General features: G+C 61.9%; 15 protein-coding genes. 5 read left to right on the top strand and 10 right to left on the bottom strand.

Features of this window, described 5'->3' with window-relative positions; all coding sequences use genetic code 11:
- Positions 1-4 precede the first annotated feature (4 nt).
- Positions 5-661 carry a hypothetical protein gene (locus tag G4D79_RS10365; protein WP_003940290.1) on the bottom strand — a complete coding sequence of 219 codons (657 nt, stop codon included), beginning with the start codon at positions 659-661 and terminating at the stop codon, positions 5-7.
- A 74-nt stretch (positions 662-735) separates the two neighbouring features.
- A complete protein-coding gene (locus G4D79_RS10360) occupies positions 736-1,455 on the bottom strand; it encodes a DUF6319 family protein (RefSeq protein WP_003940205.1) in 720 nt (239 codons plus the stop codon).
- A 161-nt stretch (positions 1,456-1,616) separates the two neighbouring features.
- On the opposite strand from G4D79_RS10360, the gene G4D79_RS10355 reads away from it, so the two are divergent.
- Entirely contained in the window at positions 1,617-2,762 is a 1,146-nt protein-coding gene (locus G4D79_RS10355; protein ID WP_099697534.1) for an adenylate/guanylate cyclase domain-containing protein, read from the top strand.
- 4 nt (positions 2,763-2,766) lie between these two features.
- On the opposite strand, the gene G4D79_RS10350 is transcribed toward G4D79_RS10355, so the two are convergent.
- Positions 2,767-3,417 carry a TetR/AcrR family transcriptional regulator gene (locus G4D79_RS10350; protein ID WP_030537009.1) on the bottom strand — a complete coding sequence of 217 codons (651 nt, stop codon included), beginning with the start codon at positions 3,415-3,417 and terminating at the stop codon, positions 2,767-2,769.
- Positions 3,418-3,473: 56 nt separating this feature from the next.
- Here G4D79_RS10350 and G4D79_RS10345 point away from each other — a divergent pair, with 56 nt between their 5' ends.
- Complete coding sequence (locus G4D79_RS10345; RefSeq protein WP_058037678.1) at positions 3,474-5,018, top strand: MFS transporter; 1,545 nt, start codon at positions 3,474-3,476, stop codon at positions 5,016-5,018.
- On the opposite strand, the gene G4D79_RS10340 is transcribed toward G4D79_RS10345, so the two are convergent.
- On the bottom strand, positions 5,006-5,518 hold the full coding sequence (locus G4D79_RS10340) for an Lrp/AsnC family transcriptional regulator (protein ID WP_003939810.1): 513 nt from the start codon (positions 5,516-5,518) through the stop codon (positions 5,006-5,008). The genes G4D79_RS10345 and G4D79_RS10340 overlap by 13 nt on opposite strands.
- A gap of 195 nt (positions 5,519-5,713) precedes the next feature.
- Here G4D79_RS10340 and hppD point away from each other — a divergent pair, with 195 nt between their 5' ends.
- On the top strand, positions 5,714-6,919 hold the full coding sequence (hppD, locus tag G4D79_RS10335; protein ID WP_099697533.1) for a 4-hydroxyphenylpyruvate dioxygenase: 1,206 nt from the start codon (positions 5,714-5,716) through the stop codon (positions 6,917-6,919).
- A gap of 6 nt (positions 6,920-6,925) precedes the next feature.
- On the opposite strand, the gene G4D79_RS10330 is transcribed toward hppD, so the two are convergent.
- The 5 genes from G4D79_RS10330 to G4D79_RS10310 form a co-directional block, all read right to left on the bottom strand.
- Positions 6,926-7,576, bottom strand: a complete 651-nt coding sequence (locus tag G4D79_RS10330) for an NUDIX domain-containing protein (protein ID WP_020909123.1) — start codon at positions 7,574-7,576, stop codon at positions 6,926-6,928.
- Positions 7,573-8,862, bottom strand: coding sequence for an adenylosuccinate synthetase (locus G4D79_RS10325; protein ID WP_058037676.1), 1,290 nt, complete (start codon positions 8,860-8,862; stop codon positions 7,573-7,575). Before G4D79_RS10325 ends, G4D79_RS10330 begins: the two co-directional genes overlap by 4 nt.
- Positions 8,863-8,871: 9 nt before the next feature.
- Positions 8,872-9,858, bottom strand: a complete 987-nt coding sequence (locus G4D79_RS10320; protein ID WP_030537005.1) for a hypothetical protein — start codon at positions 9,856-9,858, stop codon at positions 8,872-8,874.
- Between the two features lie 5 nt (positions 9,859-9,863).
- Positions 9,864-10,895 carry a hypothetical protein gene (locus G4D79_RS10315; protein WP_099697532.1) on the bottom strand — a complete coding sequence of 344 codons (1,032 nt, stop codon included), beginning with the start codon at positions 10,893-10,895 and terminating at the stop codon, positions 9,864-9,866.
- An 84-nt stretch (positions 10,896-10,979) separates the two neighbouring features.
- Complete coding sequence (locus tag G4D79_RS10310; protein WP_083056689.1) at positions 10,980-11,879, bottom strand: LysR family transcriptional regulator; 900 nt, start codon at positions 11,877-11,879, stop codon at positions 10,980-10,982.
- A 188-nt stretch (positions 11,880-12,067) separates the two neighbouring features.
- Between G4D79_RS10310 and G4D79_RS10305 the strand changes: the two genes are divergently transcribed.
- Positions 12,068-12,706 (top strand): hypothetical protein, encoded by a 639-nt coding sequence (locus G4D79_RS10305; RefSeq protein WP_007732640.1) that lies wholly within the window; start codon positions 12,068-12,070, stop codon positions 12,704-12,706.
- Complete coding sequence (locus G4D79_RS10300) at positions 12,703-13,479, top strand: SDR family NAD(P)-dependent oxidoreductase (RefSeq protein WP_007732641.1); 777 nt, start codon at positions 12,703-12,705, stop codon at positions 13,477-13,479. The genes G4D79_RS10305 and G4D79_RS10300 overlap by 4 nt, the downstream gene beginning before the upstream one ends.
- Before the next feature lie 15 nt (positions 13,480-13,494).
- On the opposite strand, the gene G4D79_RS10295 is transcribed toward G4D79_RS10300, so the two are convergent.
- A complete protein-coding gene (locus G4D79_RS10295; RefSeq protein ID WP_007732643.1) occupies positions 13,495-14,256 on the bottom strand; it encodes an SDR family NAD(P)-dependent oxidoreductase in 762 nt (253 codons plus the stop codon).
- Between the last annotated feature and the right edge of the window lie 162 nt (positions 14,257-14,418).

Below are 14,418 nucleotides of genomic sequence, written 5' to 3'. Positions count from 1 at the left end.
GCCGCTAGATGGGCCGGTACCCGGCGCCGACGCCTCCGTGGGCATTGATCGTGTCCACGATGGAGGTCATGTTGGTGCCGAGTTCCGGCCCCAGGCACGGCACCCAGAGGTAGGCGTTGACCATCGCGACCAGCGTCGTCCCGACCGTGACCGGGGCTCCCGAATCACCGTGGTCGACGCAGATCTGAGTCCAGGTGGATGCGTCGGCGCTCAGGTCTCCCCAGACGACGCCGCAGGTCGTGCCCGTCGTACGGCCTTCCTTGCAGGCTGTGGCCGGGAAGCTGGCCGGAGCGCCGATCGAGGTGATGGTTGCCGCGCCCACCGTTCGAACTGGTGTGACCTTGCCCGGATCGAACTGGATGACCCCGTAGTCCAGGTCCGGGTTCGACTCGACGAACGTGCCGACCACGCCTGCCTCCTCGTTGCTTTCCGGGATCACGAACGATCCAGGACCACCGCAGTGACCTGCGGTGATACCCACGAGTCTGCCGCCGTTGTCGTGACCGATAGTGGTCAACGTACAGACCAGCTGATTGTCGATGATGATGCCCGAACCACCACCCATGGGCGTGGGTGCAGCAACAGCGTTGCTGCTGACGATGAACCCGAGTCCGAGTGCCAAGACCAACGCTGCCAGAGCCGAAACAATTCGCTGCAACATCACAATCTCTCCGCCGGTAATCTCCCCGCTGCAAAAAACGCATACCCCGGAAAGTGCGGACCTACGCAGCGTGTCTAGTCGGTAGCTCCGAGCGCCTCGAGCATCTTGCGTGCCTCCTCGAGCTGACGGCTCAACTCGTCGACTCGCGCTGCAGCCATGTCCCGTGCAGCGACGATGATGGACTCGACAGCCTCGATTGCGGTGGGCTCACCCAACTCGCGGACAGCTCGCTCGACCGCATCGGGTGCGACCGGAACTGCTTTGCCCGGACGCTTGGCGCCCTGTGTGACCGTCACGCTCCAGTCGTTGTCCGCGCCCGCATGGATGGTGACGCTGATGCCGGCCGGCAGTTTCTTCGCACGCTTGACGGCCGGACGAGGTGTCGCGGCAGGGGCAGCAGTGGTAGTCGGTACCGGAGCGGGTGCAGGCTGCGCACGCGGCTTCGGTCGAACAGGCTCTACGAGTGGCTCCATCAGGGGCTCGGACTCCACAACTGGTTTGGGCCGTGGCGCCGGTTTGGCCGGTGCCGCGGAGACGCGGTTTATGCGCAATTCCTCTGCCTCGAAAGGCAATTCGTCGTTGACGCCTTTGGGGCGGATCATCACGGTGTTGCCGTCCACCGACACGACTTTCGCCGAGGTACCGGCTTCGATCCCCAGGCTGGGAGTCGCCTCGCGCAGATAGACGGTGGCACGCTTGCCTTCGGCGACAGCCGTGGCGAGCGCTGCCAGATTGTCCGCAGTGAGGTGATCCGGCGTTGATGCGGCAGCGCCGGAACGTCTACGGGGTGGCATGCGCAGGTCCTTTCAGAAGTATCTCGTGCATTTCGGTATCGACAGTGCTTTTCTCGGGGCAACTCTTGCACAAGCCACCGACGTGTTGACTCTCACCGCCCGCCTGAGCCCGAGGATCCGTAGACGGTTCGGCCAATTCAGTACTGTTCTCGGGGCACCGCGTGGAAGATGGTGGACAGAAATTCGTTGCGGCAAGAAGGAGCACGGTGAGCAGTTCGGAGTCAGAGTGGATCGACGAGGTCACCGAACCCGCCCCTGCTGAATCTCACGCTGCTGAACCTCACACCGCTGATCCGGTCGACGTCGATGCTCATCTGCTCAGCCGGATTCAAGCCGACATCGAGGAGTCCCTCCTCGGCGGACCGCGCTGCTTCACGCAATCGCAGATCGCGGAATTCGCCGGTGTGACACGCGAGCGTGCCGATCGTTTGTGGGTCGCGATGGGCTTTGCCGTCGACGAGGATCCCGACGCCGTCATGTTCACCCAGCAAGACGCCAACGCCCTCAAGACGATCATCGACATGGTCAATCGAGGAGTCATCTCGCAGAGCAGTGAGGTGGCTGCCGCCCGTTCACTGGGGCAGTCGATGTCGAGGTTGGCTGAGTGGCAGGTCTCGCTGATCAGCACACACATCATCGACCAGCTCGCCGACTCGGCAGATCACGAGCCCGAAGCGATCCGGAAGATCGTTCTGCGCCTCGGCGCCGAGATCATTCCCGCTGTCGAATCTCTGCAGACGTACGTGTGGAAGCGCCACGTCGCGTCGTCGACGGGCCGCAACGTCGGAAACCCGGGCGAAGAAGTAGCGAGTCGTGTTCTGGTCGTGGGTTTCGCCGACATCGTCGGGTACACCTCGCTGACCCGCGGCCTCGACTCCGCCGAACTCAACGATCTGCTCGAGCGGTTCGAGTCCGCGTCCACCGAAATCATCGGTCGCAACTACGGCTGGGTGGTCAAGACCGTCGGTGACGAGGTCATGTTTGCCGCCGAGAGTCCTCATCACGCCGCCGAGATCGCTTTGCAGATCCAGCAGGCGGTCCTCTCCGATCACGACGATCCGCAGCTTCGGGTGGGTCTGGCCATGGGGCCGACGTTGGTTCGCTTCGGAGATCTCTACGGTTCGGTGGTCAACAAGGCCGCGCGTCTCACCAGCTCTGCTCGTCCCGGCACTGTGCTGATCGACTCCGAGCTGGCCACCCAGCTCGGCTCGGACGCCAATTTCAAACTGCGACACCTTCGTCCGCGACGAGTGCGCGGCATCGACAGGCTCGAGCAGTACGTGCTACGCCGCAATCTGGAGCCGTGAGCTCTCAGCTCGACACTCCGCGTGCAGCCAGAAAGTCGTCCACGATCTGCTCACACGCAGCCTCCCCGAGAGGCGTCAGCGTGGCCAGCTTGGTGAGCACCAAAGGTCCGACCAACTGAGCAAGTGCGACGTCGTAGTCGTACTCCCCCAACGCGTCGATCGCGTCCGGCGAGCGCAGGATCCGATCGAACGCGTGTCGGTACTGCTCGAAAACCGTCTGGCGCAGCGATCGCAATTCGGGCTTGTCCGTGGACAGGGCATCGACGCTCGAATAACCCTTCAGTTCCGGCCCCAAGCCGAGCCAGCACATCGCCGTCACCTGGATCGGTGCGCTTTCGATGGCCTTGGCCTGACTGGTCAACAACTCGAGCAACTGCGCGCGGAGATCGCCTTCACCGGACATCTCCGGCACCGGCGGCAGTAGACGTGCAAATGCCGCGGCGAGTAACTCCGTGCCGCTGTCGAAATGGCGGTACAGCGTCGCACGCGCGACGTTGGCCAACTTGGTGACGGCATCGATCGTCACGGCGTCGACGCCGCCTTCTGCCAGCAGCGTGGTCGCTGCGTCGAGCAACCTGGACCTGGAACGCTGTTTGCGCGGGTCCTCGTCGTTTCCCTGCTGTTCGATTCCCTGCTTGTCGATTCCCACCGTCACAACTTCAGTTATACCCACTTGGGGGTTGTGGAACTGCTGTTCTTGTAACGATACTGATGGTCTTGTTTCTATCGGGAGGTTTCGTGAGTAGCGATACGACGCTCGAACAGTCCACGTGGACCATCCGACAGATCTGGATGCTGACGGTCGCGTGCTGCGCCGTCGCGCTGGTCGTCGCAGCGATGGCCGCTCTCAACACGGCCCTTCCCGACTTGGCCCGCGATACCGGTGCAACACAGAGCCAGCTCACGTGGATCGTGGACGGGTACACGCTCACGCTGGCTTGTCTCTTGTTGCCGGCGGGCGCACTCGGCGATCGATACGGTCGACGAGAACTGCTCATGTTCGGACTACTCGTTTTTGCTGCCGGCTCGTCGATTCCGGTCTTCGCGGACGAACCGTCGTGGGTCATCGTCTCCCGCGTGATATCCGGCGTCGGCGCCGCATTTGTCATGCCGGCGACGCTGTCTCTACTCACTGCAGGTTTCCCGCCGGCGCAGCGTGCCCGCGCCGTCGGAGTCTGGTCCGGCGTCGCAGGGTCCGGTGCAATCGCCGGACTCGTCGTCTCCGGTCTACTCCTCGAAAAATGGTCCTGGCATTCGATTTTCGTCAGCCTGGCCGTCGTCTCGGTCCTCATCCTCGTGGTGTCGTTCACGATCGTGACGTCGAAGGACACGGAGGCAACTCCACTCGATCTACCTGGTACAGCGCTGATCGCCGGCTCGATCGGACTGTTCGTCCTGGGGATGATCGAGGCGCCGGCCCGTGGTTGGCTCGATCCGGTAGTTCTCGCGTTGCTGGTCGGCGGAATTGCCATGACAGCAATCTTCAGCTGGGTCGAATTACGCACTCGCCACCCACTTCTGGACGTCAGACTGTTTGCCAATCGTGCATTCGGCAGCGGCGCAGCGTCACTGACCCTGCAATTCCTGGCGACTTTCGGCTTGTTCTTCCTGATCGTGCAGTATCTCCAACTGGTGCTCGACTACTCCCCCCTGCAATCGGCGCTCGCCCTCATGCCGATCGCCGTGCCGGTGATGGCGCTGTCCGTGGTTGCTCCCCTGCTGATTCCGCGTATCGGCCTTCGCGCCCTCACCGCCACCGGGGTTGCCTTCCTCGGAACCGGAATTGCGCTCTTGACGCGCTTGGACGCCAGTTCGACCTATGCCGAAGTCTGTGTTCCCTTGGTAGTGGCCGCTATTGGATTGGGTTTGTCGACAACCCCCGCCACTGCTGCCATCGTCTCCAACGCACCGGACTCCAAACAGGGTGTTGCATCAGCAGTCAACGACGCAACCCGTGAGATCGGCTCCGCCATCGGCGTTGCACTGGCGGGAAGTATCCTCGCCGCCGGCTACGGAAATCACGTCCAGCCCGCGGTCGACTTGCTACCCGAACCGGCCAAGGAGCCGGTATCCGGTTCTCTGGCCGCCGCTCTCCACGTCGCCGAAGCAGCCGGGCCGCAGGGTGCCCAGTTGGCCGAATTCGCCCGTGAAGCCTTCATCAAAGGCATGGATCAAGGAGCACTCACGCTCGCTGCGATCATGTGGGTATCCGCGATCGTTCTGGGATTCTGGGCTCCGGGTCGTCAGCGAGACTGACCGCCTCGTCGGTACGCCGGGGCCTTGGTCGTCTGCTCCGATTGCAGAGTCTGCAGGAGGGGCATCGACCGGAGCGGCACCACAACCGAGAGAACCATGACGCTGGTCGACCGGGTGGCTATCCCCGACCGATTCAGTTCGAGCAGCGTCGCTTGCAAATCCTCGTGCGACGCAGCGGCAATCCGGCACAGCACGTCGCCGGAGCCGGTGGTGGCAAAGGCTTCGAGCACACCGGGGATTGCCTCGAGTTCCGCGGTGACGGTGTCGAGCGCCCCCTGGGCGATCTGCAAAGTCACGAATGCTTGTACTCCGAAACCCGCTGCAGCCAAATTGATGTGCGGCGCGTATCCGGCGATGACGCCCGCATCTTCCATCCTTTTCAATCTCGCCTGCACTGTCGCCCGCGCAACCTTGACCTGACGCGAAAGCTCCAACGCACCGGCTCTCGGGTGCTTGTTCATCGCGTCCAACAGAGCCAGATCCACTGCGTCGAGATTCACGTCCGCTCCACTCGTCGTTCAACTATGCAAATTGCCTACAAAACAGTGCCACCATCTTCGCATTCCGGCGCTGTGTCTACTTTCAACTACCTCCGTTGACTACCCAACCTCTGAAGGACTTATCTGTTTGTACTGGCAGTGCCGAACATAACTCGAGCACCGCGCTGTGTACATCGCACTCAGAGGGGACTCACCATGACCGTCGAACAGACTCTCACCGACGACGAACAGTTGGCCGGCCTGGATCTGGAGCAATTACGCCAGCTGGTCGGACTGGTCGAGTACGACAGCGATCACGATCCCTTCCCGGTGAGTGGTTGGGACGGCCTCGAATGGATCGTCGGAAACGCCACGCAGACTTCACATTTCTTCCAGTCCGCATTCGGCATGGAATTGGTGGCCTATTCAGGCCCGTCGACGGGAAACCGCGACCACCACGCGTTTGTACTCAAGAGCGGTGCCGTGCGCTTTGTCGTCAAAGGTGCTGTGGATCCGACAAGCGAGTTGATGGCGCATCACAGCCGTCATGGCGACGGCATCCGCGACATCGCGCTCAGCGTCCCTGACGTGGACAAGTGCATCGCGCACGCCATCACCCAAGGTGCGACGGTGTTGAGCGAACCGCACGACGTCACCGACGAGCACGGCACCGTTCGCCTGGCCAGCATCGCGACGTACGGCGAGACTCGGCACACCCTCGTCGACCGTTCCCGCTACACCGGCCCTTACCTTCCCGGATACGTCGAACGGACGTCGTCGTACCGCAAGCGTGACGGCGCGCCCGAGCGCATCTTCCAGGCCCTCGACCACGTCGTCGGCAACGTCGAACTCGGCAAGATGGACCAGTGGGTCGACTTCTACAACCGGGTCATGGGATTCACCAACATGGCCGAGTTCGTGGGCGGCGACATAGCCACCGACTACTCCGCGCTGATGAGCAAGGTCGTCTCGAGCGGCAATCACCGAGTCAAGTTCCCACTCAACGAACCTGCCATCGCGAAGAAGCGGTCACAGATCGACGAGTACCTCGAGTTCTATCAAGGTCCCGGCGCTCAGCATCTCGCGCTTGCGACCAACGACATCCTCGGAGCAGTCGATGCTCTGGTCGACGAAGGAATCGAGTTTCTCTCTACTCCGGCTTCGTATTACGAGGATCCCGAATTGCGCGCGCGTATCGGAGAGGTTCGAGTTCCGATCGAGGAATTGCAGAAGCGAGGCATCCTCGTCGACCGCGACGAGGACGGCTATCTTCTTCAGATCTTCACCAAGCCGATCGGAGATCGTCCCACCGTGTTCTTCGAGATCATCGAACGCCACGGCTCACTGGGATTCGGACTGGGAAACTTCAAAGCCCTGTTCGAAGCGATCGAGCGTGAGCAGGCCGCGCGGGGCAACTTCTGAGGTAGGTCAGCTGTTTTCGGTCCACGCCCAGACCACCGCGGGTCGCCCGGTGGCACTGACCCGGACTCGTTCGTCCGTACGTTCCAGCCCTGGCAACGCTTTGAGCGTCCGGTTCAAATTGCCCGGGTCCGGACGCACACCGGAAAGCTCCTCCGCCACGGCCAGCGCGTACGACGCCGGAAACGACGGACCCAGTAGTGCCCGCGTGAATGCCTGATCTCGCCACAACAGGGTGTCAGCAAGGATCGGGCGGGTATCGGCGACTATCCGATTGTGGTCGAACGCAAGGTCCCCCGGGTTGTCCCAGCTCACCCATTCGGCCGAACCCGGCACCTCGTCCGACGAGATCACTGCCCACATGGTCACCGAGAGCGTCGGACCGCGGGGGTCTCGATTGGGTTCGTCGAACACGGTCAATTGACCGCTGACGAGGATCTTCTCGTCGGGAATTCCGAGCTTGGTGGTCACGGCTCGCCTGGCGGCGTCCTGCAACCGCTCACCGGCGCCCAGCAGTACACCGGGCAGCGCCAACTGCCCGGTGTACGGCTCCGCTTGCCGCGGAGTGACGGCAAATCGCAACATCCCGGGTTCCGGATTGCCGAACCGGAGCGCGATGACATCGATCGAGACAAGTGACTGGTCCACACCGTCCATCATGCAGGCACTGGACAGCGCACCTGACGATCGACCCGGTCGGCACCGTTCGCGGTCAGCACTACCGGCGCACCCATTTCCTCGCTCAGATACCGGGCGAAATCCTCCGGGTCGGCCGGAAGTTCCTTCGGCACGACCCCTACGGCTTTCAGGGAATCTGTCAGCGCCTGCTGGTGATCGAGATCCTTCCACTCTCCGACGGGAACGAACGGCAATCCTTCGTACGCGTGCACCCCGTGGATCGGGATGCCTGCAGCCCGCGCGCGATCCATCGCATCGAGATGAGTAAGCGCCAAACCGTCGACGCCACCGCTCACCTCGATTGCGTAGTGCAACAACAACTCGTCGAAGTGGCCCGTCCGGAATCCGCCTTGATACTCACCCGTCCCGTTGTGCAGCTCGGGCAACACCTTCGCCAACTCCGGATCCTCCGTCGGGAAGGGCCCAGCTCCGTGTCGTGTCATGTAGGTGCGGGTGACGCCGAGTACGTAACTGTCCCGGCCCAACTCGTCGATCATTGCTCGCGCGTTGGACGGCTCGACCGTCGACCACGTGGTGTGTGGGTGAAACCCCCGCCACTCGTCGAGAAGGACACCTTGTGCCCCCTCGAATACCAGACGACCACCGGCACCCAACGCGCCCAGCGCATCCGGGTCGGCGATGTCCACGACGGCACCGAATTCCGCGTACATGTCGACCATGTCGTCGATCGGCGGAAAACCGTGGCGACTCTCCGCGATCAACGGTCCGTAGAATGTGACCAACGCCGACAACTTACGACGCAAGGAGTCAGGTCGCCGGCAGTCTCCCACCGTAGGCGCATTCGCAACTTCGAGCGCGTACGCCGCGGTCTCACCGATCCCCTTGCCACACGAGCCGTGTCGGTTACCGCCGCGAGCATCCTCACGGGCCCTGTTGGCGGCCACGTGAATCGGCGTCGTCAACAATGCGCGCGCGTCGATCCGTATCAAATCGAACGGATTTCGAACTCCGAGCGCTTCCAGAGCACGCGCCTCCCGGGCGAGCGCGATGGGCTCGACCAACACGAATCTCGAGAGAAACGTCGGGACGCCGGACAGCGTTCCCGAACCGAACTGCGAAAACGTGTGGTGGCGCTCGCCGACCGTCACGTTGTGCGCTGCCTGTGCCCCACCGTTGAACCGGACCACTGCGGCCACACCCAAATCGGCTTGGTCGGAGCAAAGCCAATCGACGGTTGCTCCCTTCCCCGCATCTCCGAACCCGAGGTCTACGACGACGATATCGCGGTCTTCGAACGGCTCCATCATGCTCTCCTTCTATGCGAAATCGACATCGTCCGTATCGGTTCCGAGATCGTGGGGCAACCCGGCCACCGTCGCGGTGCTGCGCCCTGGAATTAGAGCGAGAGCCTTGCCGACGGTCTCGGCTTCAGCTCTTGAACCGATGTCGCGGAGATCCGCCAGTCCGTCACGCAGGTCGATGCGGTCCTCGCCGATTCCGACCGTCAGCGCGATCAGTTCGCACACCGCAGCGGGGTCGTCGAGTTTGACGAAGCGTTCACCGAGCAACTTCTTCCAGTGATCCGCGATTTCCGGATCGTTGAAGTACGACGACTGATCTGGCAGAACGAAGTAGACATTCCATCTTTCTTCGAGTTCACGGTAGATCGACGAGACCGATACGTCCTGACGTACCTTGTCGCCGATCACCGAACGGATGTGACGAGCCGAGAGTCGCGGCTTGTTCAGCTCGTCGCCGATGATGAAGAGGTAGCCTTTCCTTCCACGCTTCTCCCAGGCATCCGTACTGGTGTGGCGCGCCATGAAATATGCTGCCAATTCATAGCTTTCCGACTTCTGTCCACCACCGTTGCCCTCGAGGAAGATGGTCCGAAGCTGCTCGTCCATCGCGTTACCCGACTCGAACTGGCCGACTTGTAGTGGCACCTGATCGGAATCGGCGTCGCCGATACCACCGAACAGAATCTGCGGATCATCCGCGTATCCCTTGCGTTGCAGCAGCCCGTGCAGCTTTCCGAGCTTGTCCTGCATGATTCGCGGAACAGCGCCCATCGAGCCGGTGACATCGAAAAGCACTGCTATCGGGAGAGAATCGGGGTGCCCGGCCGAGTCTCGGCATTCACGCTTGTCGACGCCGAAGGGGTCGAGGGTCGGGTCCGCTTTCCAACTGCTTCGCGGACGCGACCGAAGCGAATCGGTGTAACCGAAATCGTCGACACCGCGTGCGGCACGAAAAGTCTTGCCCGCCAAATAGGTGTTGTCGTCCCAGTATCCGTAGCCCATGACAATCACTGTCCTTTCGTGGATGGAACGGCGAACGGACGAAATGTCCGCTGGCCATAGAGAAGATCGAGGAGTTCGTCGAACTCACCCAGTAGGTCGACCGCGTCGGGACGCAATCTCGGGTTGTCCTGCATGCAGCCGTCGGCAAACGCCTTCATCCGTTCGTGGGTCTGCTCGCCCAGCATTCGGAGCATCAAATGATGAGCCATGTAGACGTCCCAGGCCGGAGACGCTCCTTCGCCGAGTTCCGGTGGGTACGAATCACGATCGGAACCGATCGTCGCCACCGGGCGGCTGCCCGTACGGGTGGCAAAGGACCAGCCGACCAGCACCACCCCGTGCCGATCAGGCTCGATCAGCACGTTCTCCGCGGTAATCGCCGTGTGCACCCAACCAGTCGCATGCGCTGCTGCCAGAGCCCGAAGTAGCCGTCGGTGCATCCACGCCCAGTCCCGTGGATCGAGGCCACCTGGATACGCCTCACGGACGTCGGCGAGACTCACAAAACCTTCGGTCAGATCGTCCAACACATCGATCTGACGTCTCGTGCCGCTGCCCACATGGGTGATTTGATCGATCAATCGCGGGAAGTACGAGACTGCCCAACCGGCTTCGCACGAATTCTCGATGTCCGTCAACACATTCCGTTCGGCCTCGATCATCGAGTTCGCCCGAGGGTCTCGCGGAATCTTCAGTACGACACCGGCATCGGACCGGTACAGGTTAGCGACCGAGCCGCGCGCTACCAGTCCACCCAACGTGTACTCGCCCCGCTCGCCGACATAAACGGGCCGAGAATCTGCCGGCTCGAACTCCGCTGTCCAACTGCGGTATAGCTCGTTCAACCGAGATGTTGCGGCCGAGTATCGCACCCGATCTTTGGGCTTCGCCCGGTCCGGATGAATGGCGGAGGCGAGCCGATGAAAACGACGCTTCGCAGCGCGACGGGTGTCGAGATCGCTGGAGTCTCCCCCGAACACATCGGCCGAAACTCGTGCTGCCTCGACGATTTCAAGTGCCGTGCTGATCGTTTTCATGGTTTTAGTCTATCTGACTAAAACGAAGACGGCAAGCATGCGTATTTCATCCGAGTACATGCGCATCACATCAGGACACGGCAATCACCTGTCGGCACCGAGGGCTGAAACAGCTTTGCGTAGCTCGATCACTGCCGGACTGCTGTCGCCCTCACGGGTACACAGATCGATCGAACACTGCTCGATATCGGAAATGCGCACGAAACTGATATCCGAGCGGGTGTAGTACTCGGCAATGGTTGCTGCCGTTATCACCACCGCCCGACCGTTGGCGACAACCTCGAGCGCTTCGTCCATCGTGCGGACAGAGGGACCGTACCGGACGGGTACACCACTCGGGCGCGGGTCCACCGACCACCATTTCACCCATTCGGGTGGTGCGCCGTCACTCGAAACCTGCACAGTCCCATCTATTTCAGAAATCTCGATGCTCGCGCGACCCGCCAGTCGGTGTCCTCGAGGCAGAGCCACCACCCGCGGTTCGACGCCTATCCGTTCGAGCACCACACCGTCGAGCACCGGCAGTGGCGGTCGCACGAAGGCCGCGTCGACGGTCGCGCTCGCCACCGCGGAAACCTGTTGGGACCAGTCCAATTGGACCAGCTCCACCTCCGCATGCAACGAATCGATCACCGCACGTCCCAAACTTCCGGCCGCCCCGTTGATGAATCCGATCCGCAACCGCCTGGCCCGCCGACGCTCGAGTGCGTCGAGCCCGTTCATCGCGCGAACGGCGAACTCGAGAGCGGGCCGCGCATCCGCGACGAACACCTCACCCGCGGCGGTGAGCACCACCGGGTGCGAACTGCGATCAACCAACTCGACACCCACCTGTTCCTCGAGTCGACGAATCTGCTGACTGAGAGCAGGCGCCGTGACGAACAACCGGTCTGCCGCTCGACCGAAGTGCCCTTCCGCCACGACGACGAGCAACGAGGACACCAACCGCAGATTCAGATCTTCACCTCTTCTCGCCTTTTTCATTACCGTCCATTCGGTTGTCTTAGGCCGCTGTTCGCCAGCAAAGTGATGACCATCACGGTATCTGAACAGCGGAGTTAAGCAAACCGGCAATTGTCGAACGAAGTTCTACATGTACAGCGAATGCCACGTCAGGTCACAGTTGTCGCAGATCCGGACAGCCCGCCGAATCCGCGAAACCAGGAGATGTGATGAGCAAGTACGAGCACGAATTCGTCCACATGATGGATGGCGTCGAAAAGCAATTGGAAACCATCGACAATCCGCGGCACCAGAAGATCCTCCGAAACTACCGGCGCCACGCATTGCTCGAGGTCTCCGGTCGTTACAAGGAAATCCTCTCGCCCGACATGACCGTCGAAGAACCCGTCTACCGGTTGTTCGAAGACGGGCAGTCGATTGTTCTGGACGGCATGGACGCCGTCACCAACTTCTACCAGTCACTCGCCGAGACGGACACCCTTGTCATGTGGACCGGACAGTCCGACTTCGCGGTCTCCGACAGCGGATTCTCGGGTGAGACTCTCTTCAGTCAATTCGTCCCAGGATCGATTCTGGGAGACGGGGTGTTCGGCGCGGTGCACGAATCGGGTGGATCCACCCCCGCAGCCCCCGAACAGTCGTCGGACATCGACCCCGACGGTTGGTATCTCGTGCGTCGGACCTTGGCATTTGTCTGGCCGTACGACGAGCAGGGGCGACTCATCGGTGAGCATGTCTACGAAGATTCTGCTTCGAAAGTCGTGACCAAGGTGGACCCGAGCGAGGTCATCACTGCGGCGCGCGCAGCCGAACTGCTTGCCCCACTGCTCGAAACGCACCTGCCGTGAGCGCGCCCGTAGCCATTGTCACCGGCGCAGCTGCCGGGTTGGGCGCCGCTATTGCCGAGCGCCTTGCGGAGGACTTCGGCACCCTGCTTCTCCTCGACATCGAAGAGGCCGCACTCGCCGACACCGCAGCACGCCTGGAAAGCCTTGGCGTAGCAGTCCACACGGCACGATGCGATGTTCGACGTGAAGGTGACGTCAAGAACGCCTTCGACGTGGCTGCATCGGCCGGAAGCCCGACTGCACTCGTCAACGGCGCCGGAATCGGCGTCTTCACTCCGTTCCTCGAGATCACCGAAGACCAGTGGGACAACACCTTTGCGGTGAACACCAAGGGCAGCTTCCTGATGTGCCGCGAATTCGTGAGCAGAACCGAGGGTCCGGCAGCGATCGTCAACATCGCGTCGATCGGTGCCCGCTTGGGCGGTGACATGCTCGCGCACTACGGACCATCGAAGGCCGCCGTGATCGAGATGAGTCACAGCGTCGCCCGAATCGGTGCGACTCGAGGACTTCGCTCGAATACGGTCATGCCCGGCCTGATCCTCACCGACATGTGGCTTCGAACCATCAAGGAACTGCGTCGACGCGATCCCTCGCTCACAGATGTTTCCGATGCTGACGTCTTCGATTCTTTTGTCGCACAGATGGTTCCGATGGGTCGAGCTCAGACGCCCGGAGACATCGCCGAGATGGTCGCCTTTTTGCTCAGTGACAAGGCTCGCAACGTCACCGGCCAGACGATTGCCGTCGACGGCGGCGCCGTGATGACCTGATCGGGTCGATGGCGGTCAGCCCCAGCGCGACTGGCCGCCGTCGAGCGGGATCGTGGCACCCGTGAGGTACCCGGCGTCTTCGCTGACGAGGAAGACGACGGCACGACCGATGTCGGTCTCGGGGTCTCCGACGCGTCCCAGCGGAATACCTGCGACAAATGCCGCTGCCTCTTCGGGATTCTTGTCCATCCACCACTGCAACGCGGGAGTCTTGGCGTGCGGGGCAACATTGAGAACGCGAATGTTGTCCTTGCCCCATTCACAGGCCGCAGCGCGGGTCAACGAGCGCATGCCTTCTTTGATGGAACCGTAAGCGCCGTAGTTACTGGCATCCCAGCGCACCGCCGCCGAGGTGACCATGTTGATGATGACGCCACCGCCACGACTGTTCATGTGGGGGTACGACGCCTGCATCATGCGCAGGGTGGCGAGCGGCCCCGTCGCGAAGGAACGCTCGAAGTCTTCGTCGAGCACGCTCAAGAGTGGGCCGGGCTTGCAGTCGTTGGCGTTGTTGACCAGGATGTCGATTCCGCCGAACAGTTCGACGGTACGGTCCACGGCGTCGGTGATGTCGTCCTTCTTGCTGACGTCGCAGACCACCGCCTCACCGCGCGCACCGATGTCAGCCAGTAGTCCGCACGTGGTGTGCAACTTGGATTCGGTGCGGCCGGCAACGGCGATCACGGCGCCCTCTTTGGCCAAGGCCAGGGCAATCCCCTGCCCGATTCCCTGACCCGCACCCGTGATGAGTGCAACTTTGCCTTCGAGCTTGCCCATGTGACTACTCCAATGTCTGTCGACGCAGAGGTCCCTTTGCGGGAGGGACCGGTCGATTCTGGTGACTGCCGCCGTTTGTCGTCTACACTCGACCTACAAAACAACCAAGCACTTGCTTGACCCTAAGGTGTGCGACCACGTCGCGTCAATCACATTGGGCGG

It is taken from the genome of Rhodococcus sp. WY5 (assembly GCF_018588185.1).
Classification (GTDB): Bacteria; Actinomycetota; Actinomycetes; order Mycobacteriales; family Mycobacteriaceae; genus Rhodococcus_F; species Rhodococcus_F qingshengii.
Note: the sequence above shows the minus strand (reverse complement) of the source record. Positions and strands in the feature narration are given on the sequence as shown.

Coding starts and splice junctions, on each gene's coding strand:
- G4D79_RS10295 (WP_007732643.1), bottom strand. CDS start 14,256: ATGGGCAAGCTCGAAGGCAAAGTTGCACTCATCACGGGTGCGGGTCAG.
- G4D79_RS10365 (WP_003940290.1), bottom strand. CDS start 661: ATGTTGCAGCGAATTGTTTCGGCTCTGGCAGCGTTGGTCTTGGCACTC.
- G4D79_RS10330 (WP_020909123.1), bottom strand. CDS start 7,576: ATGATGGACGGTGTGGACCAGTCACTTGTCTCGATCGATGTCATCGCG.
- G4D79_RS10315 (WP_099697532.1), bottom strand. CDS start 10,895: ATGAAAACGATCAGCACGGCACTTGAAATCGTCGAGGCAGCACGAGTT.
- G4D79_RS10310 (WP_083056689.1), bottom strand. CDS start 11,879: ATGAAAAAGGCGAGAAGAGGTGAAGATCTGAATCTGCGGTTGGTGTCC.
- G4D79_RS10320 (WP_030537005.1), bottom strand. CDS start 9,858: ATGGGCTACGGATACTGGGACGACAACACCTATTTGGCGGGCAAGACT.
- G4D79_RS10360 (WP_003940205.1), bottom strand. CDS start 1,455: ATGCCACCCCGTAGACGTTCCGGCGCTGCCGCATCAACGCCGGATCAC.
- hppD (WP_099697533.1), top strand. CDS start 5,714: ATGACCGTCGAACAGACTCTCACCGACGACGAACAGTTGGCCGGCCTG.
- G4D79_RS10345 (WP_058037678.1), top strand. CDS start 3,474: ATGGTCTTGTTTCTATCGGGAGGTTTCGTGAGTAGCGATACGACGCTC.
- G4D79_RS10305 (WP_007732640.1), top strand. CDS start 12,068: ATGAGCAAGTACGAGCACGAATTCGTCCACATGATGGATGGCGTCGAA.
- G4D79_RS10325 (WP_058037676.1), bottom strand. CDS start 8,862: ATGATGGAGCCGTTCGAAGACCGCGATATCGTCGTCGTAGACCTCGGG.